Annotated in this window: 20 protein-coding genes; 3 read left to right on the top strand and 17 right to left on the bottom strand. The window is 53.0% G+C overall.

The window, feature by feature from the left end; genetic code table 11:
- Positions 1 to 34 precede the first annotated feature (34 nt).
- The 7 genes from BLW29_RS24020 to BLW29_RS24050 form a co-directional block, all read right to left on the bottom strand.
- Positions 35 to 751: a hypothetical protein gene (locus BLW29_RS24020; protein ID WP_090984378.1), complete on the bottom strand. Its 717-nt coding sequence runs from the start codon at positions 749 to 751 to the stop codon at positions 35 to 37.
- 17 nt (positions 752 to 768) lie between these two features.
- Positions 769 to 2,484: an outer membrane protein assembly factor BamB family protein gene (locus BLW29_RS24025; RefSeq protein ID WP_177186803.1), complete on the bottom strand. Its 1,716-nt coding sequence runs from the start codon at positions 2,482 to 2,484 to the stop codon at positions 769 to 771.
- Between the two features lie 1,238 nt (positions 2,485 to 3,722).
- Entirely contained in the window at positions 3,723 to 4,727 is a 1,005-nt protein-coding gene (locus BLW29_RS24030) for a DUF4432 family protein (RefSeq protein ID WP_090984382.1), read from the bottom strand.
- A 14-nt stretch (positions 4,728 to 4,741) separates the two neighbouring features.
- Entirely contained in the window at positions 4,742 to 5,068 is a 327-nt protein-coding gene (locus BLW29_RS24035; protein WP_090984384.1) for a cupin domain-containing protein, read from the bottom strand.
- The gene (locus BLW29_RS24040) at positions 5,068 to 6,105 is read right to left on the bottom strand and encodes a zinc-dependent alcohol dehydrogenase (protein ID WP_090984386.1); all 1,038 of its coding nucleotides are present in this window, start codon (positions 6,103 to 6,105) and stop codon (positions 5,068 to 5,070) included. The genes BLW29_RS24035 and BLW29_RS24040 overlap by 1 nt, the downstream gene beginning before the upstream one ends.
- A 69-nt stretch (positions 6,106 to 6,174) precedes the next feature.
- Complete coding sequence (locus tag BLW29_RS24045) at positions 6,175 to 6,960, bottom strand: SDR family NAD(P)-dependent oxidoreductase (RefSeq protein ID WP_090984389.1); 786 nt, start codon at positions 6,958 to 6,960, stop codon at positions 6,175 to 6,177.
- Positions 6,961 to 6,972: 12 nt separating this feature from the next.
- Positions 6,973 to 8,091, bottom strand: coding sequence for a mandelate racemase/muconate lactonizing enzyme family protein (locus BLW29_RS24050; protein WP_090984391.1), 1,119 nt, complete (start codon positions 8,089 to 8,091; stop codon positions 6,973 to 6,975).
- 314 nt (positions 8,092 to 8,405) lie between these two features.
- Between BLW29_RS24050 and BLW29_RS24055 the strand changes: the two genes are divergently transcribed.
- The gene (locus BLW29_RS24055) at positions 8,406 to 9,065 is read left to right on the top strand and encodes a GntR family transcriptional regulator (RefSeq protein WP_090984393.1); all 660 of its coding nucleotides are present in this window, start codon (positions 8,406 to 8,408) and stop codon (positions 9,063 to 9,065) included.
- A 653-nt stretch (positions 9,066 to 9,718) separates the two neighbouring features.
- Here BLW29_RS24055 and BLW29_RS24060 read toward each other — a convergent pair.
- From BLW29_RS24060 to BLW29_RS24080, 5 genes are all read right to left on the bottom strand, one after another.
- On the bottom strand, positions 9,719 to 10,534 hold the full coding sequence (locus BLW29_RS24060) for a phytanoyl-CoA dioxygenase family protein (RefSeq protein ID WP_090984395.1): 816 nt from the start codon (positions 10,532 to 10,534) through the stop codon (positions 9,719 to 9,721).
- Between the two features lie 184 nt (positions 10,535 to 10,718).
- Positions 10,719 to 11,477 (bottom strand): hydroxypyruvate isomerase family protein, encoded by a 759-nt coding sequence (locus BLW29_RS24065; RefSeq protein ID WP_090984397.1) that lies wholly within the window; start codon positions 11,475 to 11,477, stop codon positions 10,719 to 10,721.
- A gap of 143 nt (positions 11,478 to 11,620) precedes the next feature.
- Positions 11,621 to 12,451: a sugar phosphate isomerase/epimerase family protein gene (locus BLW29_RS24070; protein ID WP_090984398.1), complete on the bottom strand. Its 831-nt coding sequence runs from the start codon at positions 12,449 to 12,451 to the stop codon at positions 11,621 to 11,623.
- A 38-nt stretch (positions 12,452 to 12,489) separates the two neighbouring features.
- Entirely contained in the window at positions 12,490 to 13,545 is a 1,056-nt protein-coding gene (locus tag BLW29_RS24075) for an oxidoreductase (RefSeq protein ID WP_090984400.1), read from the bottom strand.
- A 32-nt stretch (positions 13,546 to 13,577) separates the two neighbouring features.
- Positions 13,578 to 14,690 carry a Gfo/Idh/MocA family protein gene (locus tag BLW29_RS24080; RefSeq protein WP_090984402.1) on the bottom strand — a complete coding sequence of 371 codons (1,113 nt, stop codon included), beginning with the start codon at positions 14,688 to 14,690 and terminating at the stop codon, positions 13,578 to 13,580.
- Positions 14,691 to 14,920: 230 nt separating this feature from the next.
- Here BLW29_RS24080 and BLW29_RS24085 point away from each other — a divergent pair, with 230 nt between their 5' ends.
- Entirely contained in the window at positions 14,921 to 15,766 is an 846-nt protein-coding gene (locus BLW29_RS24085) for an alpha/beta hydrolase (RefSeq protein ID WP_256208857.1), read from the top strand.
- A 1,286-nt stretch (positions 15,767 to 17,052) separates the two neighbouring features.
- Here the strand turns inward: BLW29_RS24085 and BLW29_RS24090 are convergent.
- From BLW29_RS24090 to BLW29_RS24105, 4 genes are all read right to left on the bottom strand, one after another.
- Positions 17,053 to 17,847, bottom strand: coding sequence for an ABC transporter ATP-binding protein (locus BLW29_RS24090; protein WP_090984406.1), 795 nt, complete (start codon positions 17,845 to 17,847; stop codon positions 17,053 to 17,055).
- A 1-nt stretch (position 17,848) separates the two neighbouring features.
- On the bottom strand, positions 17,849 to 18,778 hold the full coding sequence (locus BLW29_RS24095; RefSeq protein ID WP_090984408.1) for an ABC transporter permease: 930 nt from the start codon (positions 18,776 to 18,778) through the stop codon (positions 17,849 to 17,851).
- Positions 18,779 to 18,844: 66 nt separating this feature from the next.
- A complete protein-coding gene (locus tag BLW29_RS24100) occupies positions 18,845 to 19,876 on the bottom strand; it encodes an ABC transporter substrate-binding protein (RefSeq protein WP_090984410.1) in 1,032 nt (343 codons plus the stop codon).
- A gap of 129 nt (positions 19,877 to 20,005) precedes the next feature.
- Positions 20,006 to 20,878 carry an AraC family transcriptional regulator gene (locus BLW29_RS24105; RefSeq protein WP_090984412.1) on the bottom strand — a complete coding sequence of 291 codons (873 nt, stop codon included), beginning with the start codon at positions 20,876 to 20,878 and terminating at the stop codon, positions 20,006 to 20,008.
- Positions 20,879 to 21,035: 157 nt separating this feature from the next.
- Between BLW29_RS24105 and BLW29_RS24110 the strand changes: the two genes are divergently transcribed.
- The gene (locus tag BLW29_RS24110; RefSeq protein ID WP_090984414.1) at positions 21,036 to 23,114 is read left to right on the top strand and encodes a beta-galactosidase; all 2,079 of its coding nucleotides are present in this window, start codon (positions 21,036 to 21,038) and stop codon (positions 23,112 to 23,114) included.
- 83 nt (positions 23,115 to 23,197) lie between these two features.
- Here the strand turns inward: BLW29_RS24110 and BLW29_RS24115 are convergent, their stop codons facing one another.
- On the bottom strand, positions 23,198 to 23,872 hold the full coding sequence (locus BLW29_RS24115) for a TerC family protein (protein ID WP_090984415.1): 675 nt from the start codon (positions 23,870 to 23,872) through the stop codon (positions 23,198 to 23,200).
- Between the last annotated feature and the right edge of the window lie 156 nt (positions 23,873 to 24,028).

A 24,028-nucleotide genomic window follows, 5' to 3' on the forward strand; every position in this document is an offset into this window, starting at 1 on the left:
ATTCTACAGGTGGATGAGAAAGGTTCGCGCACACTTAAAACCTAGCGTAACCGCCTTCGACTTCATCATTAGCAGGATTAATGACCACGACAATGGGGCCAAGCAGCCCGTCTTGATCGGTGTTGAACGTCACGGTAACCAACTTATGGTAGCGGAGCTTCGCACGATCCTTATTCGGAACAAGCCATTGATTATTCATGATGATCGTTGTCACTTCGGCATCCGTGCTTCGTCCGATCACATGCTTGCGCTGCTCCTCTTCGACGGTAGCCCAAGCTATTTCTCGGTATTTCATTTTGCCCGCCTCGGACAGATCCACTTGAGGATTCGAAACAGCAGCATAACCACGCAGATCCTGAATTACCTTCGCTATGCAATCCCTGTTCGGCTTGAGATTCGTGATGTCATACAGAACAACGTTGTTGATTGGATAGCGCGTATGTGGAACGACATCGGCGGTCGCCGTCTGCTCTTCGAAATCCTTAATCCCCTTAACAGCCTCAGCTTCAGAGGGATACACATAGATGCTGATGCTCTGCTTCGTATCCACTACAAAACGGCTCGGCGTAACGCCATTGTAAGTCCTTGAGAAAACAGCCTGCGGACTACCGTCCTTCGTCGGTACGAGAAAAATGCCATAGTGGCCAAACACCTCTTTGACATCTGCCAGCGAAATGGGACTACTCTCTTCATTCTTGCACCCCGTCAGGCAAACAAGCAGCAGAAGGAGCGCAACGATTATTTTGTTCATATCATCATCTCCAATGGCTAACCTGCAACCTCCGTGCTTACTTCAACCGTTCGCGTCCCCCCGTTCCACTTCACCTCTACGCCGAGCAGCTTGCCGATATCGCTGACTGGGATGTATAAGCTGCCCCCCAGAATAACAGGCGCAAACGACAACGGAGTCTGCCTGCTTCCCACAGTTGCAAAAGGAGCCCCTTCTGCCAAAATAATCGAGCGATCGCCGCGCGTGACGGTGGTTTGTTTGGTTTGTGTATTGTAGCTGGTTGTCGCCCCGATTTCGCCCACCAGAAAACGAAGCGGAACAAGCATCCGATTACCGGTCGTCATCATACTGGGCTCGAATTTCTTGAGCTGGCCATCGATAGAGAGGCTGGCAGCTGCTTTGGAGAAAGCTCCGGTACCAAGACCCGTGCCGCTGATCGGCTTACGCAGTTCGGCCGGAAGTGTGAACGCATAGAGCTTCCCTTCTGCCTGCACCAGCAGCTTATCTCCCTCCACTTGGAAAGGACCAAAGCTCCGAGCGGAAGTTTGATAACGGGAAAGGGCTTTGCCTGTCGCAACATTCAGCGCGTACACTTCACCGTCGGTTTGTCCGACATACAGACCGGAATCGATTAGATCGACTCGGCTAGCCGGATTGTCCAGCCCCTGATAGAATACCGGCGTATGATCGACTATTTTGCGTGCGTGCAGACCGATGTTGTCTCCATTCTTATAAATCAGCTTGCCATTGTAAGGCCCCGCGATCCATGTGCCGTCATCTTGGATGATCTCCGGTTTCACGACCGATGGATCGGCATTCAAATTATAGTGGTAGAGCTGATGGTCCTTGGTGGATACATAGACATCGTTACCTTCAATCACAAGCTTCGATGCATATTGATACATCGGGTCTTCCCCTTGCTTGACGGGGACAAAAGATTTGGTTTCGATGACGCTGCCCGTTTGCAAATCCACGACATCCAGGTCTACGAGAAATTTGGTGGTATCGCTCTTCGGCCAATCGTTTACAAAATACAGCTTCTCCCCATCCACCTTCAGCACATTGGAATGGCTGCCCGCCAGCCGCCAAATGGTTTTGCCGGTGGCTTCGTCGATGGCATACGTTGTCGTCACCGTAATCGCGCCGGATTCCATCGCCAGCACGAGCAGCTTGCCGCCGACTTTCACGGGTATGCTGTTCACGTCCGTGTTGCGCCATCTCTCATGACCCGTTGCGAGATTGACCGAGACAAGCCCAAGCGAGGAGGCAAAATAAAGCGTGTTCCCTTCCACCTTAAATTGGCTGAATGTCGACTTCTTGTTCGCCTGATATATTCGCTTGGCCGTGCCTGTTTGGGCAGCTACTTGATAGACCGAGCCGTCCTGACCGCTTACGTATAGGCTGCCGTTTAGTAGTTGAATGGCTCCTGCCTGCAGCTTGGTACCGTAAGACCAGAGCAGCTTGCCCGTTTGTATCGTTCGCGCTTGCAGCACGCCGCCTTTGATGGTGAAAAATATGCTGTTCTCGATCACAATCGGGGCTTGGTAGCTGTTCTCGATCGTAGGTTTGTCCAGTTCTATCGTCCAAATCGGCTTAGCAAAAGGTACCTTATTCGACACAGCCGGCATCGTTTGGCCATCGTAGCTCGTATTCGGATCTGGGTTCGTTTGTGCAGAGGCTGTAGCTGCAGCGGTACCGGACATTAACAGCCCGGCCGCTACCAGCGTAAGCGTCGTATGTTTCCATGACTTCATTGGCGACATGCTCCTCTCGACTCTCGTTTGCGACTCATCTCTATAGACGACGCTCACAGGCAAAAGTTACATGTCATTCCAGCGGCCTTTTCACCAGGGCTGTCGCGAACGCGGCTTAAGCGGCTATTCCGCTTACGGTGTCGCCATTACACCACATTTGCTCTTTTCACGCGCCGTTCTCCCGCTGTAAGCGACTATTCCGCTTATTGCACGCAAACTAGCTCAATTTGGTGGGCTTAAGCGGCTATTTCGCTTACAGTGTCTTAATCGCTCCAATTTTGCTCCTTTCTCGTGCCGTCCTCCCGCTGTAAGCGACTATTCCGCTTATCGCATGCAAACTAGCTCAATTTGGCGGGCTTAAGAGACTATTTCGCTTACAGTGTCGCCATTGCTCCACATTTGCTCCTTTCTCTCGCCGTTCTCCCGCTGTAAGCGACTATTCCGCTTATTGCACGCAAACTAGCTCGCTTTGGCGGGCTTAAGCGGCTATTTCGCTTACAGTATCGCCATTGCTCCACATTTGCTCCCTTCTCGCTTGGGCATGCCGTTAAGAAGTCAAAAATCCGACTCTCAACTAGCAGTCCCACCATCTAACCACGCACTCCGCATCTGAGAGGCGGAAAACCCGACTCTCAGCACTAAATCAGCTCCTAATAAGAGCTGAGAGTAGGAAAATCCGACTCTCAGCATGCAGTCCCACCAACTAACCACCTACTCCGCAACTGAGAGGCGGAAAACCCGACTCTCAGCACCAAATCAGCTCATAAATAGAGCTGAGAGTAGGAAAACCCGACTCTCAGCATGCAGTCCCACCATCTAACCACGCACTCCGCATCTGAGAGGCGGAAAACCCGACTCTCATCACTAAATCAGCTCATAAAAAGAGCTGAGAGTAGGAAAATCCTACTCTCAGCTAGCAGTCCCACCAACTAACCACCTACTCGGCGTCTGAGAGGCGGAAAACCCGACTCTCAGCACGGAATCAGCCCATAAAAAGAGCTGAGAGTAGGGAAATCCTACTCTCAGCTCGCAGTCCCACCAACTAACCACCTACTCCGCAACTGAGAGGCGGAAAACCCGACTCTCAGCACCAAATCAGCTCATAAAAAGAGCTGAGAGTAGGAAAACCCGACTCTCAGCATGCAGTCCCACCATCTAACCACGCACTCCGCATCTGAGAGGCGAAAAACCCGACTCTCAGCCTTCCACCGCCTCAAGCGGGCTCCCTCAACAGTTGCTCACCTTGCCGTACCTGTCACTTCACCGTCAGCATCAATATGATCAACCGCTGACAGCCCTTCATACACCGTAGCGATGACGGTACAAGATACCGTCTCCCCAGGCTGCAAAACCTGATGCGTTCCGCGATCTAATCCGTCCTGCAGCCCGACCGGATAGCCGGAACATGGCTCCAGTACAACGGTTTGCAGCTCTCGCCAGCCGCCATAGGAAGCGAACAGCCAGCAAGTCGGCAGCACACGGTTATCATAGCTTAAGCCAAACCCGATGCCTTCCCGGGTATGCGTCAAAGCGCACCATCCCGCCTGCATATCTGTGGCATATTGGAACTCGCTGACGCCTGACGAGTGCGGCAGCACTCGGCGCATATCATGCACCTCACCAGTGTCATCCTGAGAATACGGCCACTGGTAGCTGTACGAGGTTTTGCCGGTACGCGGCGAGCCGAAGCCCTCCATCTCCATGGTGCGGGCAGGCAAATCAATCCGCGAATGCTCATCGGCTGCCATCGCTGCATGCAGCTTCCACAAATACGGCTGTGGTTTGCGGCCGAGATTGGTTATCGTGTGCGCGAAACGCAGCTTCGATTCACCGGCGCGCAGCGTAACCCGCTTGCTCAGTCGCGTTGCGCTGATGGGCGTCTCCACCCACATGTGAAGCGTGACTTCTTCAGGGTCCACTCGCTCCAGCGCATACTGCCACGGCAGCGTCCAAATCTCCCCGTGATCCGGGAACGGCTCGCCATCGATTGTCTCCGCGATATCGTTCGGATACAGCTCATCCCAGCCGCCGAAGAAATGATCGTCATAGACGGAATGCAGCGCAAGCTTCCGCGGTTTCATGCGAGGATGATGCCAGAGCAGATCCTTACCGCGCGGCTTGAACGTAATCTGCCATATTTTAGCGCCTAGGTCCGGCATGATAATGACACGAAGCAGCTCATTCTCCAGCAGCACCGTTCGAATGTCGTTGTACGTCCAATTGGTATCCACCGTAACTGTCATAGGAACCTTCCTCCCTACTCCGTAATCGTGGCCAGCAAATCCTCGCGCAGTGGCGTAAAATTCTCGATCATAACCGTATCCTCCAGCGCTTTCACCTCATGCATCGCATCGCCCGGCACATGAATTTGCTCACCAGCGCTGACAATGGTCGTTTCACCGTTCATCGTCATGGCGATCTTGCCGCTGATGACGAACGTTAGCTGCTCATGCGGGTGCGAGTGAGCCGGTCCGATCGAGCCGGAGTCGAGCGTAAGCATCATGCTCATAATGGATTGACCGGGACGGAAAATCTTGCGGCTGATGCCCGCAATCGGCGAATGCCATTCTTCAAATCGCGGCATTACGATGCACCTCCCGGAATCAGCAATACTTTGGACACATTGCCCGGCGACCCGAGCAGCGTCTCGAACCACTTCGCGCCTTCGCTAAGCGGCGCTTCTACTACGCCCTCATCAAGTCCGATGCGGCCTTCTTCCAGCCACTGAAGCGCAGTCCGAAAGTTCATAGCCGAATAGGCAAAAGAGCCCGTCATCGTAATCTCGCTGCGGATCGCAATATTAATCGGCAAAGCAGACTCTTCCTCATGCAGCCCCGTAAAAACAACACGGCCGCCGGTCCCACAGGCCAGCACGCACTGCTTGCGCGTCAAGCCTGCGCCAACGGCATCAATGGCGATGTTCACGCCGCTGCCGCCGGTTAGCCGTTTCACTTCCTCAAGCGTATCCACACCTGCCGGACAGATGACATGCTTCGCGCCAAGACGGCGCGCAATCGCTAGGCGATCCTCATTCATGTCCACGGCAATGACATCACTAACACCATATTGCAGCACGGCTTGCAGAGCCAGAAGCCCAATCGGCCCCATGCCGAGAATAAGCACCGTGTCCGTCGGCTTCGCAGCGGCGAGCTCGGCTACGCGCACCGCGCACGCAGTCGGCTCCGCCAGCGCTGCCGTCTGCAGCGTCATCCCATCCGGTACCGCATAGACGAAGGCTGACGGAATCTTCACATATTCCGCGTTGCTGCCTGGCAGCGCCGCGGAAAGCAGCTTCCGCGAGACGCATAGCTGCTGCCTGCCGCTCGCGCATTTGTCGCAATGGCCGCAGGTCACAAGCGGATTCGCCGTGACGCGCTGCCCAAGCGACCAAAGGCCGGCCGCTTCAACCCGGCTTCCCATGGAGGCAATGGTGCCGGAGAACTCATGGCCGAAGATCATCGGAGGCTTGCGGAGTGAGTTTTTGCCTAGGAAACCGCTTAGCTCCGAACCGCAAATCCCGCTGTACGCCACCTGAATAACAACTTCATCTTCCCCTGCAACCGGCGCATCGACTTCCCTTACATTCATTTCCTTCGGACCTTCATAGATAAGTGCCTGCATAGCCTCTAATCTCCTCTCAGGATGAAGAGGCACAAGGAGCCCATACGCCTCCCGCACCTCCCTCGTTTATCAAAAGGTAATCGACAATCCACCATCAACCGCAATGACTGCACCGCACATATAAGAAGCATCCTCCGATGCCAGGAAAGCAATGACGCCGGCTGCTTCCTCCGGCTGGCCTTGACGCCGCTGGGCGATTTTGCCGCGCGCAACGTAAATATCTTGAAACCAGTCCGTCTCATGCTCCTTCACGCCATCCACCACCGACATCGGCGTCTCGATAAAACCGAGCGCGACCGAGTTAACACGAATACCGACGTCGATCAGCTCCAGCGCCGTATTGCGCGTCAATTGGTCCATGGCGCCTTTCGCCGCATTGTAGCTCGATGATTCATCCAGCGCGCGGCTGCCGTTAATCGAGGATACATTGATGATCGAGCCGCGAATTCCCTTGGCCGTCATCATGCGCGCCGCAGCCTGCGTACAGTGAAAGGTACCGTCTACAATGATGTCAAACACCTTGCGCCAGTCCTTCATCTCTGCGCCGAGGAACCGCTTCGGCTCATACGTCGCCGCATTGTTCACGAGAATATCGAGCTGCCCGAAGACGCTCTCCACTTGCGCGAACATCGCCGCAACCTCTGCTTCGTCCGACACGTCGCAAGCAATGAACTGTGCGCGATAGCCTTGCTCTATTAGCGCGGCAGCAGCCTCTGCTCCAACACCCGCACGGCGGCCTGTTATGACGACCGACGCGCCTTCCGAGGCCAAGCGGCATGCCGTTGCATAGCCGACTCCTGTTGCGCCACCTGTAATCAGCGCCACCTTGCTGTCAAACCTGCCCGCTTTTGCCATAGAAGAGGCCTCCTAGTTTACGCGATATCGTTCCACGACTGCTTCATCAACGGTAACGCCAAGTCCCGGACGATCCGGAACGTACACGTAGCCGTCCTTAAACGTAATCGCCTCCGACACCAAGTCGCGCGCAAGCGGCGAAGTGGAAGCGGTATGCTCGATCATAAATCCGTTCGGAATCGACGCAGCAAAATGCGTGCTCGCCGCGACCAGAATCCCCGTCTTAAACGCATGCGGGACAACCAGCTTATGACGCTCGTGCGCCATGTACGCGATGCGTTTCCCTTCGGTCAGCCCGCCGCAGCGGCCCAAATCCGGCTGGACAATATCATGTCCGCCATCCTCAATCAACCGGCGGAACGCGGTCACGCCGCTCTCCTGTTCGCCGCCTGCTATGCGAAGCGTCGTCCGTCTGGACAGCTCCTGATAGCCGATCAGATCCTCCGGATGAAGCGGCTCCTCGAGCCAGAAGACTCCGTATTTCTCATATACTTCCGCCATGCGGAGCGCGCCTTTCAGATCCCATGCCAGACCGCCGTCGATCATAACGTCAATGTCTTCGCCTACGGTTTCACGGATGGCGCGAATTTGCTGCTCATCGAATTTCGGATCGCGGCCGATCGGCCCCCAGCCGAATTTCATCGCCTTATAACCTTCCGATGCGAACTGCCCTGCCAGGCGAACCGCTTCTTCAATCGTGTCCGGCATAAGCGAACTGGCATAGGCTTTGAGCTTGGAACGGTATGTGCCGCCGAGCATCTCGGACACCGGACGGCCAGCCTTCTTGCCGGCAATATCCCACAGCGCCATATCGATGCCGCTCATCGCATGCATCACCGGACCGCCGCGGCCAAAGTAGATCGTGCCCCGGTACATTTTGTCCCACAAACGGTCAATCTCAAGCGGGTTCTCGCCAATCAGAAGCGAGCGGAGACCCGTAGCAATCGAATGGGAAGGCGGTGCATCAATAGCAGCCTTCGCCACCAGTGGAACAGAGTCAACCTCACCGTAACCGGTAATCCCTTCATCCGTATAAATGCGGATCATAAGCGTATCTTGCGTGCCATCACACTTCTCAGCATCCAAATCCGGAATACGCAGATAAATCGATTCCACTTCCGTAATTCTCATAGCCGCTTCCCCCTGCTCGTGTAGTATCTTCATGCCGTAAAATGTTCATCGTATTCATAACTGCCAGTCTTCCAATTGCCGCATCCCGACTGTGATAAATGACCTTAAATAAATACAGCGCTTACATTTAATTAAGCTTATTGTAGTTCTGGGCTAGAATTATTGTCAACAATATTTACCTAGATTGTATATTGTCGATTGTTAACAAAATACAAACAAAGTGCATTTTCTGCATTTACAACGTATACTAAGATTTATCTGATTACCTAGGACCCATTCTATGAGTCTTACTCTTATAAGGGAGCAATTCTGATATGGCTGAATTCACTTTCAAGCAGCAAGCCAATACGTCACTTCGCGAGAAAGTGACGCATGATTTACGAGAAGCGATCCTACACGGACATTTGCAGCCTGGCTCGCGAATTAAAGAGATGGAAATCGCGGAGCAAATGGGTGTCAGCCGCGGCCCTATTCGCGAAGCGATCCGCCAGCTCGAACGCGAAGGTCTGCTGCTCTCCGTTCCCTATAAAGAAACCGTCGTCGCGGATCTGGATGCCGATGAAGTGCAGAACATTCTCATGCCAATTCGTTTCCATATTGAATGGTTCGTTGTGAAGCGGTATCTAGACAAGCTGGATGACACCTTCTTCAGCAAGCAGCAGGGCATTATTGATGAGATGAGAGAAGCTGTGGCGAGCGGCACGAAGAGTCGGCTCGTTGATCTGGATATTCTTTTTCACCAATCCATTCTGGAGATGGCTGCTGAACGCACGGTCATGCTCACGTGGCAAAGCATCGTCAATCAGATCCGCCTGCATTTCTCCAAGAACCTGCCGTTCTACGACTTGGACCATATGGAGAAGGATCATCAGGACTTGCTCAATGCGTTTCGAACCAAGGATCTGGAGCTGATCCAGCAAGCGATTCTTAACCATCTTCACAGCGACGACAATCTGCTTTGCTTTACCAAATAACGATTATGCTCACGAACGAGGCCGCTATGGTCTCGTTTTTTAATTTTCACCTCGTATGCGCTAACAGAACTCGCTCATTCCGCCGAATTCGCTCCCATGTAGACTCCCTCGTTCGCTTCTTTCGCTCATTCCACCGAATTCGCTCCCATGTAGACTCCCTCGTTCGCTTCTTTCGCTCATTCCGCCGAATTCGCTCCCATGTAGACTCCCTCGTTCGCTTCTTTCGCTCATTCCGCCAAATTCGCTACCATGTAGACTCCCTCGTTCGCTTCTTTCGCTCATTCTGCCAAATTCGCTCCCATGCAGACTCCCTCGTTCGCTTCTTTCGCTCATTCCGCCGAATTCGCTCCCATGTAGACTCCCTCGTTCGCTTCTTTCGCTCATTCCGCTTCATCTAGTAAAGAGTAGCTCCCAGAGCTACACTTCCTTCGAAACTCCGCTAAATCGAGCAAAGTGTAGCCCGCAGAGCTACACTTTCCCCGAAACTTGACTGAAATGAGTAAAGTGTGGCTCTCTGAGCAACACATTCGCTAAACTAGCTCTAATGTAGATCCTCCGGTACCCCCATCTTTCGCCGAGAGCTCCGCTCTCTCCCCTCAAAAAAAACACCCCACCAGAGAACGGAAAACCGTTCCCCAGTGGGGCTTAACCTATTAGGGCATTCCGATCCGCATCGGCAGGCGCGGGAGATGCTCGGTCCGCTCAGCATAGTCGCCGCAGACGGAATCGACTTGCTCCAAGTGGACGCGGCGCTCTTCTGTGGCGCTGCTCAGCATCGCTTGACCATAATAGTGGTCGCGGCGGAAATGGCCGTGCATCAGGATGTAACTGCGCAGCTCGTCGATCTCTTCATCCTTGAAACGCTGGCACAAGTTCAAGGTGAACATTCTGCGCTGAGCGCTTCCTCCGAAGGAAGCGTGAAACAGATTGTGGTCGAAAACCAGCACATCGCCTGGAACGACATCGAGTATTTGCGCAGGCAGGTCTGCGCCATGAATGGCAAGCTTGCCAATGGACCGGCAAATTTTGGCCGCATCCTGACCGTACTGGTCATCCAACCGATGCGTGCCTGGCATCACGCGAAGCGCACCGCTTGAACCGTCCAGCTCATCGAGGTACAGCGCCATCTTAATATGCCGACGCGCGCGGTTCTCTCCATCCCGGTGCCAAGGCGTGTCGCCGGTGTAATAGTTCCCGTCACTGCCCATGTAATTGAAATCCTCACCCAGCAGCGATTTCGCGATACCGGCAATTCGCGGGTCATCGATCAACGAGCACAGCCGCTCGCGCTGGTCAGCGAACGGAACGATCATCGTACGCTTAGAGCCGTCATGTTTCTCCTCGAGCATCGGAAAAACCGCTTCGAATTCCTCCGTAATCCAACTGTTCTCCGCCTTCAAGAGTCCGGCAAACTTAATAAAGCCATAGGTGTCAAAGAACGCAAGCTGCTCATCCGTCAACTTCATCATTCATGCTCCTCCCATTGTCTTTCATGCACAACACTCTATCCTAAGCTGCAGAACTGCTGCTGCTTTTGTTGCTACTGCTCTACTCCTGCTACTTTCTTGCTCTTGCTCTTGCTCTTGCTCTTGCCCTTGCCCTTGCCCTTGCCCTTGTTCTTGCCCTTGCTCTTACACCTGCTCCCATTCCATCCTAAACACTCACTTCAGCAAGCAGTTCCTTGAGCCCAACCTCCGGCGCAGCAATCGGGAAATATTCCAGCCCCATATAGCCCTCGTAACCAGCCGCATCAATGGCGTCAAAAATCCTTCCGTAATGCAGCTCTCCCGAGCTCAGCTCATGACGACCCGGATTGCCCGCTGCATGGAAGTGGCCAATCAGCTCCAAATTCGGAAGGATGTTCGCAAGCAGATTGCCCTCCATAATTTGCTGATGATAGATATCGAAGACCAGCTTCACGTTCGTGCTTCCAACCTGACGAATAATATCAAAAGCTTGTTCCGATGACGATAAATAATAGCCTTTATGATCAACAAGCGTGTTTAGCGGTTCCAGTACAATCGTAATGCCTGCTTCCTCCACCAGCGGCGCGCTCGCACGAAGCCCGTCAATGATGGATTGCTGCTGCACCTCGCGCGATACATCGGCTAATTCCTGACCAACCGTCAAAATCAACGTCCGGCAGTTCAGCTGCTTGGCAGCGGCAATGGACTCTCTCAGTCCTTCCAGATAAGCCTCTCGCAATGATTCATCAACCAAGTTCGCCGATTTCACACACATCGACGCAATCGTCATGTTGTAATCGCTTGCAAGTTGTGCAAGACGTTCCACATCTTTATCCCACCACGACCAGAACTCAACGGTGTCATACCCAATGGCGCGGACTTCCTCCAAACTCGCAAAAAAATCCTTCCCGTTATACAGAGCATCCAAACATACGGACAGCTTCATTCCAGCATCTCCTCAAACCAATGAATTTAGGCGCTATCGAGTCGATTATAGGTCTGGGAGCAGGCAGCTGTAAAGAAGATATTGGAAAAGGGCTGCGCACCGGATTTGATCCGAATGCCCAGCCCTATAACGTAACTCAAGTTTTAACCTTCCACCTGAAAAGCTTGCTTCAATGTCGTAATCCCTTTGCTCGCTACTTCAAGTGCAGTAAGGTCTCCGAAGTCCTCGATGAACAATTCCACCGATAGAAAACCACGGTAGCCGGAAGCGTACAACACTTCGGCAATTTCTTTCAGTGGAGCAACGCCTTCACCGGGGAACACCCGCTCGGCATCCGTAATGACTTCTCTTGAGGGAGAAGCCGGGTAGTCATTAGCATGCACGATCCCAATCTGACTGCCTCTCAGCTGCTTCAAGTCCTCGACACTACTGCCGCCAGTGTACATATGGAACGGGTCCAGCAGTACCTGTGCTTGCTCGATACCGGAAGCAAGAACGACTTCCTTCGCTTCGTTCACAGTCGACAGCTTGCTCGCCCTACCCCAGAACTCCAAATAGACGTCAATGCCGATCTCGCGGCCAAGCGCCGTCAGTTCTGCATAATACTGTCCCATATCGCTGAGCGAAACACTCGCCACATCGCCAAAAGGAGGCGCAGCCGCAGCGCGGCAGCCCAGCTCAGCCAGCATGCGCAGCTCGCGCGCCGCTTGGGCAAAACCTTCCGCGCGAACAGCTGCATCCGCATCCGCCCACTTGAAGAAAGCAATCGCGTTAGCGAATACAACGTTATTCTCGCTCAGGCACGCTCTGATTTGCTCAGCAGTACCGCCGCTTGCCAGAAAAGCTTCAATATCCGATACCCACAGCTCGATACCCTCATAACCCGCTTCGGCAGCAATTGTGATCTGCTCCAGCACATTCAGCTTAAAAGGAAATAATGTCGAAGCGTTCAAGGACGCTTGGAATGGAAACATAGCTTCGTTCCTCCTATTTTGCGGACGAGAATGTCAACCTACAGTTTAACCGGCAGCGTTCTGCCTTCCTCGCTGCTTTGAAGCGCAAGCTCGATCAAACGGATCGCATTTCTCGCTTCTTCCGGCTTCACATTCAGTTCGGCTTGTCCGATGATATGTTTGTAAATATTGTCATAATATCCCTTGTAAGACGAGTGAAACGTTTCAACAACACCTTCAAAATGCATGCTCCCGATCGAAGAATTGAGCTTTCCCCATTTTTCTCTCGGTTCAACACCAAATCCGCGATCGTTCGGCATCGCGCCACCAATCAATGCAGCCTCCTGTGGATCGGTTCCGTATTTGACGAAAGAGCCTTCCGTGCCATGCAATACATAACGCGGGCTGGCTTCACGCACAAACTTCGAAGACTTCACTCGCACTTTCTGCTGATTGCCATAGAACAGCGTCACATCAAAGAAATCATGAGCCTCTGCTCCTTCTCGCTGCACACGTACATCGCCGCTAATCGCATCAGGTATGCCGAAGAGCGTAAGCGCCTGGTCGAAGAAATGAACGCCGAGATCGTAGAAAACACCCGTGCCCGGCTGCGCTCCTTCACGCCAGTTCGTGGAATTCATGACGGGATCGAAGCCGTCCCACGAGAAGGTGCAGTCTCTCACTTCGCCGATCATCCCTTGACGAAGCAGTTCTTGAATGGTCAAGTAATCGCCGTCATATCTGCGGTTATGATAGACGCTCAGCACTTTGCCTTGCTCTTTGGCCAGAGCAATAAGCTCATCCGCTTCAGCGGAAGTCGGTGTGAACGGCTTCTCGACAACCACATGCTTGCCGGCGAGCAGCGCTTCTTTGACGAATGCGTAATGATCCGTGCTAGGCGTCGTAACGATAATGAGGTCGATGCTCGGATCCTCATACAAATAACGGACATCGTTGACGACGTTCACACCAGGGTATTTCTCCTTCGAATGGGCGGTTCTGCGCTCCACAACGGCAGCCAGCTCCAACCCTTCAACAGCATCTACAAACGGCGCATGAAAGATACGGCCAGCAAAACCGTATCCGATCAGTCCAACTCGAATCTTATCACTCATGATATGAAGACCCCCATCTTATTTCAAATGTGCTATGCGTCTAGTTGGTTATATTTTAAGCCAAGTGGCAGTGGTGCCGGAACTTCGCATGGTGCTGTAACCGCAATATGTTTGCCACTCTCCGCGCTGTCGAGTATCCCAATTGTAATATCCAGCACGTGACGGGACAGCTCTCCGCTTGCACGATGTGCTCTGCCGGATTGAATCGCATACGCCATGTCGGCTACGCCGATGCCACGGCTGTTCTTCGAGAAACCGTGGGAATACGGGAACTCTTTCACCGTACCGTTTGCTTGCTGCAGCGTAATCGCCCCATCAAACATGTTCGGATCGTTTACGACCAGGTTGCCTTCCGTACCGTAAATCTCCAGGCGCGGCGTGTAGCCGAAGCTCTCTTTGCCGACTTGCAGCGTTGCGGATACCCCGTTATCAAACTCCAGCAAGGCCGAAACATGCATAGGCGCTGTAACCGGCACCGTCTCGCCAAAACGAGGCGATTTCGGATTCGTCACCGTAAACTCGCGGTTCACATTGCCTACGGAGCCGGACACTTTGCGAACCGGTCCAAGCAAATTAACAAACGCCGTCAAGTAGTATGGCGCCATATCAAAAAGCGGATCCCAGCCGGTTTGCAGGTAGTTGTGGAATTGCGGATGCATCGCTTCGTAAGCGTTACCCATAATGATTAAGCCGCTTGCCGCATAAGGCGTACCGATCCAGCCATCTTCGATCAGCTTGCGAGCGGTTTGAAGCCCTGCACCAAGGAATGTATCCGGCGCGATTCCGACACGGAGCCCTTTTTCACGAGCCAGGTCTAGGACACGGTCGGCATCTTCACGCGTTAACGCGAACGGCTTTTCGGCATATACATGCTTACCGGCATGCAGGATTTGCAAGTTTACTTCCGTATGAACAGTCGGGGATGTTAAGTTAATGACGATTTCGACCTCGGGCATGGCCAGCAGTTCTTCAACCGAGCACGCCTTGGGAATGTTGAACTCTTCTGCACGCTTCTGCGCTGACTCTACGAACAGATCCGCGATGGCTACAACTTCAAGAACACCGCTGAAGCTGCCTGTGCAGTTCTCCAGATAAATGCTGCTGATTGCGCCACAGCCAATGATACCTACTTTCGTTTTACGCATACGTCCACCTTTCCTGATCGAACACCATAAGGTTTATTAGAATAAACTTGCTTCCCTCTTGAACTTCTCTCTATAATGCCGTATCTCCTGCTTTCTTTCCAGTCTAAAATTTGGGGGATTCGCGTTCACATTTATTTTCACGGTTCTACTATGGTAAAGTTTGAATTAGCAATGTAGAGAACAATTCGGAAAAATCGCATCTGGCGGAATGAGCGCCTACGGGAGGCAGAATGATGATTGAGCGTAGTTTTCAGCTGCAGTGCGAAGATGGTACCGTTCGTTATGCTTGTGAATGGATGCCCGAGGATCGGCAGCTCGTTCGAGCCGTAATATGCCTCATCCACGGAATGGGTGAGCATATCGGGCGTTATGAGCATGTTGCTGAAATGTTTACGGCAGCCGGGTATGCAGTCTACGGCTTCGATCAGGTAGGACATGGGAAGAACGAGGGCAAACGCGGGCACACGCCTACGTATGATGCACTGCTGGACGGCGTCGATTCGATGCTGATTGCGGCCAAAGAGAGCTTTCCGGATACGCCGGTTTTCCTATACGGGCATAGCATGGGCGGCAACGTTACGCTGAACTACTCGCTCCGGCGGAAACCGGAGGTTAACGGGGTTATCGTCACAGGGCCATGGCTAATGCTGGCCTTCAACCCGCCCCCGGTCCAAGTCATGATCGCGCGGGTGGTGAATCGCCTATTTCCGTCTTATTCGAATAATAGACCTATGAACGGCGACCATTTGACTTCTGATCCGATTATGATCAAACGGTACCAAGAGGATCCGCTTGGCCATGGCTCCATCACCGCTCGCTTCTTCCTCAGCGTGCAAACTGCCGGGGTGTGGGCTTTAAAACATGCTGCCGAGTGGCGCTTGCCGCTGCTGCTCATGCATGGTGGGAGCGACAAAGTAACTTCTATTAAAGCTAGTCGGCAGTTCGCCGACTCTGCCGGTGCGCCATGCACCTTCATCGAGTGGCCCAGTCTCAAGCACGAGCTCCACAACGAGCTCGACCGCGATGACGTATTCGACACGGTGAAGGAATGGCTGGCGAAGCAGCTTGGGGAGTAGCTCGCGCGAGGCGTGAGCGATGGCTGCGCTTGCCGCGAGGTGCAGGGCGCGAGCGATGGTGGCGCTTGGCGCGGCGCGGGCGATGGGGGAGCTTGCCGCAAGGTGCGGGGGCGGACGCCCCTAGCTCGGCGCTGGCGTTTTGAAGCTGAGAGGCCGGTTTTACGACTCTCAGCTTCTTTTTGCGGCGGTTTCGCCGGCGAGAGTCGCGTTTTGCGACTCTCACGCTCCGGCGCGAGCGGGATCTTGGGGTTTGAGATGCTGAGAGTTGGGTTTTACGACTCTCAGCTTCTTTTTGCGGCGGTTTCGCCGGTGAGAGCGGGATCATGGGTGTTTCGATGCTGAGAGTCGGGTTTCGCGACGCTCAGCTTCTTTTTGCGGCGGTTTCGCCGGCGAGAGTCGCGTTTTGCGACTCTCACGCTCCGGCGCGAGCGGGATCTTGAGGTTTGCGATGCTGAGAGGCGGGTTTTACGACTCTCGGCTTCTTTTGGCGGAGATTTCACCGATGATAGTCACTTTTTGCAACTCTTAGCCTCATTCTCGGCGAAGACAATCATCCGAGAGAGGTTACTCAAATGGTTGCGTGTGCTGTAAGAGAAATAGCCGCTTAACTTGCCACTTTGGGGTTGTTTTCCACACTTTTAGCGTATATACCGCTTATGGCGGTAGAGATCATGCGAGAGAGGTTACTCAAGTGCGGTTGCGTGTGCTGTAAGAGAAATAGCCGCTTAACTTGCCACTTTCGGGCCGTTTTCCACACTTTTAGCGGATATACCGCTTATGGCGGTGGAGATCATGCGAGAGAGGTTACTCAAGTGCGGTTGCGTGTGCTGTAAGAGAAATAGCCGCTTAACTTGCCACTTTGGGGTTGTTTTCCACACTTTTAGCGGATATACCGCTTATGGCGGTAGAGATCATCCGAGTGAGGTTACTCAAGTGCGGTTATGTGTACTGTAAGAGAAATAGCCGCTTAACTTGCAATTTGAAGCTGTTTTCCACACTTTCAGCGGATATACCGCTTATGGCGGTGGAGATCATCCGAGAAAGGTTACTCAAGTGCGGTTGCGTGTGCTGTAAGAGAAATAGCCGCTTAACTTGCCACTTTCGGGTTGTTTTCCACACTTATAACGGATATACCGCTTATGGCGGTGGAGATCACGTACGGAATGCCGCTTTTCTTCGGATACAGGCACTTTTTATCGGCTTCCCCGCACGAGTGCCGCGCCTCGCACCACAACAAAAAAAGTCGAGACCAAGCTGCACCGCCCAGCCTGTTCTCGACTTTTTCTCTATCCTAGGACGATCCGATCGTCCGCCAGCTGGCGGCCGCTGATCTGCTCGAATTCGCCGAGCAGCTGCGGGACCGTCAGGTCGCGTTTGCGTGATTCCGGAATGTCCAGAATGATGCGACCCTTGTCCATCATGATCAAGCGATTGCCGAGGCGAATCGCCTGCTCCATGTTGTGCGTGACCATGAGCGTCGTCAGCTTCATCTCGCGGACGATCTCTTCGGTTAGCACCGTGATGAGCTCCGCGCGCGCCGGATCTAGCGCTGCCGTATGTTCATCCAGCAGCAAAATTTGCGGCTTCGTGAACGTCGCCATCAGCAGGCTGAGCGCCTGGCGCTCGCCGCCGGACAGCAGACCGACCTTCGCGCTCATCCGTTCCTCGAGGCGAATGCCCAAGCGCTGTAGCTGCTCGTGGAACAGCTTGCGCTTCGCCTTGCTCGATCCCCAGCTGAGCCCCCGCTTCTTGCCGCGCATATAGGCCATCGACAAGTTCTCCTCGATCGACATCGTCGGAGCGGTACCTGCCATCGGGTCTTGGAAGACGCGCCCGATCCAGCGGCTGCGCTCATGCTCCGGCAGATGGTGAATCGCTTTGCCGTCGATGAGAACCTCGCCGATATCCGGCTTCATGACACCGGATATGATATTCATCAGCGTCGATTTACCCGCGCCGTTGCTGCCAATTACCGTGACGAAATCGCCGGGATTCAGCTTCAGCTGAATGTTCATCAGTGCGATTTTCTCATCCGGCGTTCCGGGATTAAATAACTTAGATACTTGTGCAATTTCCAGCATGTTAAGCTCGACCTCCCTTACTGCCAGCCGCAGCCGCAACGAGCAGCTCCTGGGTTCGTTTACGGGCCAAAGCCTTCTGCTTCATCGAGCGCCGAACGGTCGGGATGACCAGCGCAGCGACTACGATTAGCGCCGTAATCATTTTCAAATCAGAGGCATCGAAGAACTCAACGCGCAGCGCAAGCGCGTAGATAATCCGGTACACGATGGAGCCGAGAACGGCTGCCAATGTGGCTTGAAACACGGTGCGGAAGCCGAAGATCGCCTCCCCGATAATAACCGAAGCAAGTCCCAGTACGATCGTGCCGACCCCCATGGACATATCCGCAAAACCCGACTCCTGAGCGATTAACGCACCGGATAGCGCAACAAGTCCGTTCGATAGACTTACGCCGATGATTTTGGTCGTATCCGTGTTGGCACCGAGGCTGCGAATCATGCGGGCATTATCACCGGTTGCACGAAGCGCAAGGCCCACATCCGTGTGAAGAAACCCATCCAGCAGCAACTTAACGAACAGCACAAGGACAGCAAGAACCGGGATGTACACCCAGCTATTATCTGAAATTGCGGAGAACAACGTGTCTGTATTCACAAGCGAAATATTCGGCTTACCCATAATCCGCAGATTAATGGAGTAGAGCGCGATCATCATGAGAATACCGGCGAGAAGTCCATTGATTTTGCCTTTTGTATGAAGAAGGCCCGTAATCGCACCTGCTGCCAACCCGCAGATAAATGCACAGATGGTTGAAATCCACGGCTCATAGCCATGCGTAATCATGATCGCCGCAACAGCGCCGCCTGTCGTGTAACTGCCGTCAACAGTCAAATCGGGAAAATCGAGTATGCGGAACGTGATGTAGACGCCGATCGCCATTAATGCATACAGCAGACCCAGCTCTACCGCTCCGATCATTGATCCTAGCATCGTAATAGCCTCCTTAATAAAATAAAAAAGGAGCGAGCGACAGGAACCGCCCACTCCGATTTTGCCCTACTTAATGATGTTGTTGTCTTGATCTTTCACTTCGCTCTTCATCTCGTCTGATACCGTGATGCCTTGCGCTTCAGCGGCTTTCAGGTTAAGGATAAGATCCAGCTTCTCCGGCACAGTCACTTTCATGTCAGCCGGTTTCTTGCCGTCCTTCAAGATTTCAACAGCCATTTGACCGACTTGGTAGCCGTGGTCATAGTATTTGAAGCCTACTGTTGCAAAAGCACCCTTCTCAACTGTATCACGATCGCTCGAGAAGAACGGGATTTTGTTATCGTTAGCTACTTTAATGATAGAGTCAACACTGCTTACAACCGTGTTATCCAGTGCGATGTAAAGGGCATCCGCACGACCAACCAGCGATTCAGCCGCTTGGCTTACTTCGGAAGTTGCCGTTACAGGTGCTTTAAGCAGTTTGATGTTGTGCTCGCCAAGAGCTTTCTCAGCCAGGTCAGCCATGATAACCGCATTCGGCTCGCCTTCGTTAATGACCATACCTACTGTCTTAACGTTCGTGAATTTGCTTGCGATAAATTCCATCAGCTGCGTAATCGCTGCAGGGTTCGTATCCGATGCACCGGAAACGTTGCCGCCCGGCTTATCCAGGTTGCTGACGATCTTCGCTGCCAGCGGGTCTGTTACCGCCGCGAACAATACGGGATTTTCTTTCTCTTCTTGCACGACAGCAAGCGCCGACGGTGTTGCGATACCTAGAATGAGATCATAATCCTTGGAAGCAATCTTCTGTGCGATAGATAGATTATTGCTGGCATCCGCTTGCGCGTTATTCATATCAACCTTCAGGTTGTCGCCTTCTGTAATACCGGCATCTTTAAGTGCAGCCAGGAAACCTTCGCGTGTTGCATCAAGCGACGGATGCTCGACATACTGCGAGATCGCGATTGAATACGTTTTGGAGTCCGCATTGTTGCCGGAACCTGACGTGTTGTCATTTTTGGCCCCGCAGCCAGTTACCGCCACAAGTGCAGCCGCTGAGATTAGGAGAGAAGCAATCATCTTTTTCTTCACCATTATTACCCCTTTTCATCAATGTTTGTCTAGTACCCCGTTAACGCATATCTGCTTTGACTCGGAAAAGTGCCAAAGTGCTAATCCTTATTTTAACGGCGAGTACACAATTTCGTCAATTTTTTAAACAAATTAAATGGTTTTCCATTGTTTAGGAGTCGTTCCGTACGTTTTCTTGAACAATCGGATAAAATAACTCGTCTCCATCCCAAGCTGCATGGCTACCTTCTCGACACTGCCGCTCGCACCGCCAAGCTCCTCCAAGAGCTGAACCGCCCGCTTCATTCGGATGCGATTCATATATTGATTCGGTGTCATCCCATAGCTGCTTACGAATAACCTGTGAAAATGCTGCACGGAGTAACCGGACGCTCGGGCCACATTAGCTAGAAGCAAACGTTCATTATAATGGTCATGCATGAGCTGAACACCTGCCTTCAACGCGGCATTACCGTCGCCTCCCGGCGTAACGGATTGCTTCAGCTCCATCCCGTTATGACCCCGAATAGCAGTCAATAGCAAATCATAGGCGCCAAGTGAGGCCTCCCAATAGCCGTCTTCACCACTCACGCTGATCATATGCCACAGCAGCTCGAGCTTCTCCCACAGTTCATTGAAGTTATTCGGTTCGAAAAGATAGTGCTTGTTCTGCTCAGCCACCGCTGTTGCTGCTTCGGATGATCCCATGATCATATCCAGCATCGTTTCTGCCGCTGCACCTCGAAACGCAACAAAACCAAGCTCCCACTGGCCATCGGCGATAGCCGGATAATATTCATGGCTCACATGCTCCTTCAGCAGCAATGCGCTTCCAGGCTTGAGCACGATATGTTCACCTCTATTGATGACGAATTGACCAGTCCCTTGCCGAGTCAGAAACAGCTGATGTGTGGGAAACCCCTCGGGTCTTATCAAATGCTTCTGCTCATGGCTGCCAATGCAATAAATAGACAGCGGCAGAGGTTTATGACGTTGAGGCAATTCTGCCAGTACAAACGGGAGCATGCTGTCCTTCTCCTTTTATGTTCAAATTGTCCGATTTATTATTCATTTCGTTCGATGCGAATTAGTTATTAATATTCTAATATGGAGTCAATACAGACCGCAAACCAATAATCGCAATGCGAGAATTGTACGATAATGTTCAGGAGGGTTTCATACGATGACAATGAAGCTGCAAAAGTTTCCCCCGATCAGTGACAAGCTCCCGGCTTTCATGCATGGCGCCGACTACAATCCGGACCAGTGGCAGCAGTATCCGGAGGTGCTGGCCGAAGATATTCGGTTGATGAAGCTCGCAGGCTGCAATACGATGGCCGTAGGAATCTTCGCATGGGCTGCACTGGAGCCTGAGGAAGGCGTATTCACTTTCGAATGGATGGACCGGCTGCTGGATACGTTCGCTGCCAATGGCATCTTCGCTTGGCTTGCTACACCAAGCGGAGCGCGCCCGGCATGGATGGCACAGCAATATCCGGAAGTGCTTCGCGTAGAAGCCAACCGTGTACGCAACCTGTTCGGCATGCGCCATAACCACTGCTTTACATCGCCTGTTTACCGCGAGAAGACCGCAATTATGAATAGGAAGCTTGCCGAGCGATATGGCAATCACCCCGCTGTTCTGGGCTGGCATATTTCGAATGAATTTAGCGGCGAGTGTCATTGCGATTACTGCCAGCATGCTTTTCGCGAGTGGCTCAAAGCCAAGTATGGCACCCTTGATGTGTTGAACGCTGCGTGGTGGACGACGTTCTGGGCGCATACCTATACGAATTGGGAGCAGATCGAGTCTCCGGCTTTCCATGGAGAATTTCTGGTTCATGCCCATAATCTGGACTGGCGTCGTTTTGTCAGCGATCAAACGGCGGACTTCTGCAGACATGAGGTTGCTTCGGTTCGACCGTTCAATCCACAGCTTCCGATTACGACCAATATGCATATGATCGAAGGGTTGGATTACCGCAAGCTGGCCCGAGAAATCGATGTCATTTCGTGGGATGCCTATCCGACCTGGCATTCAGCCTCCGATGACAGTGGATTGGCGGCATTTTTTGCCTTCTATCACGATTTGTACCGTTCCTTGAAGCGGAAGCCTTTTCTGCTTATGGAAAGCACGCCGAGCTTAACGAACTGGCAGCCGGTCAGCAAGCTGAAGCGTCCGGGTATGCACCGCCTTTCTTCCCTGCAAGCGGTGGCGCATGGCTCGGATTCCGTACAGTACTTCCAGTGGCGCAAAAGCCGCGGCTCCAGCGAGAAGTTTCACGGCGCTGTCGTCGATCATGACGGAACGGAGCATACACGCGTATTCCGGGATGTTGCTTCGCTTGGAAAGACGTTATCGGGCTTGACGGAGGTGCTGGGCAGCGGGACGCCTTCGCAAACAGCGCTGCTCTTCGATTGGGACAATCGGTGGGCGATCAAAGACTCGCAGGGACCCCGGAACATTGGACTGCGTTATGAGGAAACGGTCATTGCGCATCATAAAGCCTTCTGGGATCTCGGTGTTCCCGTTGATGTGGTCGGTTCCGAGGAGGACTGGTCCGGCTACAACCTTATTGTCGCTCCGATGCTGTACCTGTGCACCGAAGAGACAGGCCGCCGCCTGGAGAAGTTTGTGGAGAACGGCGGTACGCTCGTCACAACCTACTGGTCGGGCATAGTCGGCGCAACCGATCTCTGCCATCTCGGCGGATTCCCGGGGCCGCTGCGCAAGACGCTTGGTATCTGGGCGGAGGAAATCGAAGGGTTGTATGACCATGACCGCAATGGGTTGATTTTATCCGAGGGCAATCGACTCGGGCTCAGCGGAACCTACGAGTCGCATGAAATCTGTGAGATCATTCATGCAGAAGGTGCGGAAGTGCTCGGCGTATATGAGAGTGACTTCTATGCGGGGCAGCCGGCGCTGACCGTCAATCGACTTGGCGCAGGTCGGGCTTATCATATGGCGACGCGGCTCAAGGGAGATTTTCTGCGTGATTTCTACGCCCGTATTGTGGAAGAGATCGGCGTCAGTCGCACGCTGGACACGGAGCTGCCGGATGGCGTGACTGCGCAGCTGCGTTCCGATGGGGAGCATGATTATATTTTCGTGATGAACTTCAGCGGTGTAGTGCAAAGAGTTGCGCTGGATGGACATGCTTACGAGGATCTTGAGAGCGGAGCTCCGTTGGATGGGTCTGCACAGCTTGAGCTTGAGGCGAACGGGGTAGTCTTGTTGAAGCGGAAATCGCGGAAGTAATAGAAAAGGCGGGCTGCTTGGGATTCTGAATCCCTTGCGGCTCGCCTTTTGTTCTAATTCAAAAAGATAGATGTTAGGCTCCCTTAGGCTCCCTGTACTTCGGAACCCCGTCCACGCTTCTGCAGCAGATAGCCAATGGCGATGACAAGCAGTCCGCAGATGAACGGGAAGATATCGTCCGCATACTCGGAAATCTTGTGCAGCCCCGATTTCACGGTTTCGCTCTCTTCCAGCATTTCACCGGCCGTATAGCCCAGAATGCCGGCACCTAGGAAGATAAAAATCGGGAATTTATGCAGCAGCGACATGATCAACTGGCTGCCCCATACGATGATTGGGATACTAAGCGCGACCCCAAGCGACATTAGCCAAATATTATTGTTGGCAATGGCGGCAATTGCCAGTACATTGTCCAAGCTCATAATAAAGTCGGCTGTCACGATGATCCGGATCGCTTTCACGAGGGATTGCGCTCCCTGGATGTCCTTGCTGTCACCGTCATCCTTAAGCAGCTGTACCGCTACCCAGAACAACAGCAATGCGCCGGCCACTTGGATGAACGGGATTTTGAGCAAATATACGGCAACTGCAGTCAAAATAATCCGCAGCCCAACGGCAGCCATCGCCCCCCACCAAACCGCTTTCTTCCGGTTATGCACAGGCAAATTACGGCTCGCAAGCGCGATAACAACCGCATTGTCGCCGCTAAGTACGAGATTGACCAGCATGATTTCTGCAAGCAATACTAGGTATTCCATTCCACAAGCTCCTTACGTCAGACTGAGTATCATCTAGTAGTCGATTATCTCACAGAACATTTCAAATTGTCTATTGACGTTCCCGGCCATGTTATGGCCCATTATTGCAATATTTTTGTAAAAATAACACCTAGCTCCCTTACGCGGGCCGCGAGT

The organism is Paenibacillus sp. CF384 (genome assembly GCF_900106745.1).
In the GTDB taxonomy this organism is placed as follows: Bacteria; Bacillota; Bacilli; order Paenibacillales; family Paenibacillaceae; genus Paenibacillus_Z.

Bases quoted from the DNA above. Each gene is read 5' to 3' on its own strand.
- BLW29_RS24020 (WP_090984378.1), bottom strand. From the start codon at position 751: ATGAACAAAATAATCGTTGCGCTCCTTCTGCTGCTTGTTTGCCTGACG.
- BLW29_RS24025 (WP_177186803.1), bottom strand. From the start codon at position 2,484: ATGAAGTCATGGAAACATACGACGCTTACGCTGGTAGCGGCCGGGCTG.
- BLW29_RS24030 (WP_090984382.1), bottom strand. From the start codon at position 4,727: ATGACAGTTACGGTGGATACCAATTGGACGTACAACGACATTCGAACG.
- BLW29_RS24035 (WP_090984384.1), bottom strand. From the start codon at position 5,068: ATGCCGCGATTTGAAGAATGGCATTCGCCGATTGCGGGCATCAGCCGC.
- BLW29_RS24040 (WP_090984386.1), bottom strand. From the start codon at position 6,105: ATGCAGGCACTTATCTATGAAGGTCCGAAGGAAATGAATGTAAGGGAA.
- BLW29_RS24045 (WP_090984389.1), bottom strand. From the start codon at position 6,960: ATGGCAAAAGCGGGCAGGTTTGACAGCAAGGTGGCGCTGATTACAGGT.
- BLW29_RS24050 (WP_090984391.1), bottom strand. From the start codon at position 8,091: ATGAGAATTACGGAAGTGGAATCGATTTATCTGCGTATTCCGGATTTG.
- BLW29_RS24055 (WP_090984393.1), top strand. From the start codon at position 8,406: ATGGCTGAATTCACTTTCAAGCAGCAAGCCAATACGTCACTTCGCGAG.
- BLW29_RS24060 (WP_090984395.1), bottom strand. From the start codon at position 10,534: ATGATGAAGTTGACGGATGAGCAGCTTGCGTTCTTTGACACCTATGGC.
- BLW29_RS24065 (WP_090984397.1), bottom strand. From the start codon at position 11,477: ATGAAGCTGTCCGTATGTTTGGATGCTCTGTATAACGGGAAGGATTTT.
- BLW29_RS24070 (WP_090984398.1), bottom strand. From the start codon at position 12,451: ATGTTTCCATTCCAAGCGTCCTTGAACGCTTCGACATTATTTCCTTTT.
- BLW29_RS24075 (WP_090984400.1), bottom strand. From the start codon at position 13,545: ATGAGTGATAAGATTCGAGTTGGACTGATCGGATACGGTTTTGCTGGC.
- BLW29_RS24080 (WP_090984402.1), bottom strand. From the start codon at position 14,690: ATGCGTAAAACGAAAGTAGGTATCATTGGCTGTGGCGCAATCAGCAGC.
- BLW29_RS24085 (WP_256208857.1), top strand. From the start codon at position 14,921: ATGATGATTGAGCGTAGTTTTCAGCTGCAGTGCGAAGATGGTACCGTT.
- BLW29_RS24090 (WP_090984406.1), bottom strand. From the start codon at position 17,847: ATGCTGGAAATTGCACAAGTATCTAAGTTATTTAATCCCGGAACGCCG.
- BLW29_RS24095 (WP_090984408.1), bottom strand. From the start codon at position 18,778: ATGCTAGGATCAATGATCGGAGCGGTAGAGCTGGGTCTGCTGTATGCA.
- BLW29_RS24100 (WP_090984410.1), bottom strand. From the start codon at position 19,876: ATGGTGAAGAAAAAGATGATTGCTTCTCTCCTAATCTCAGCGGCTGCA.
- BLW29_RS24105 (WP_090984412.1), bottom strand. From the start codon at position 20,878: ATGCTCCCGTTTGTACTGGCAGAATTGCCTCAACGTCATAAACCTCTG.
- BLW29_RS24110 (WP_090984414.1), top strand. From the start codon at position 21,036: ATGACAATGAAGCTGCAAAAGTTTCCCCCGATCAGTGACAAGCTCCCG.
- BLW29_RS24115 (WP_090984415.1), bottom strand. From the start codon at position 23,872: ATGGAATACCTAGTATTGCTTGCAGAAATCATGCTGGTCAATCTCGTA.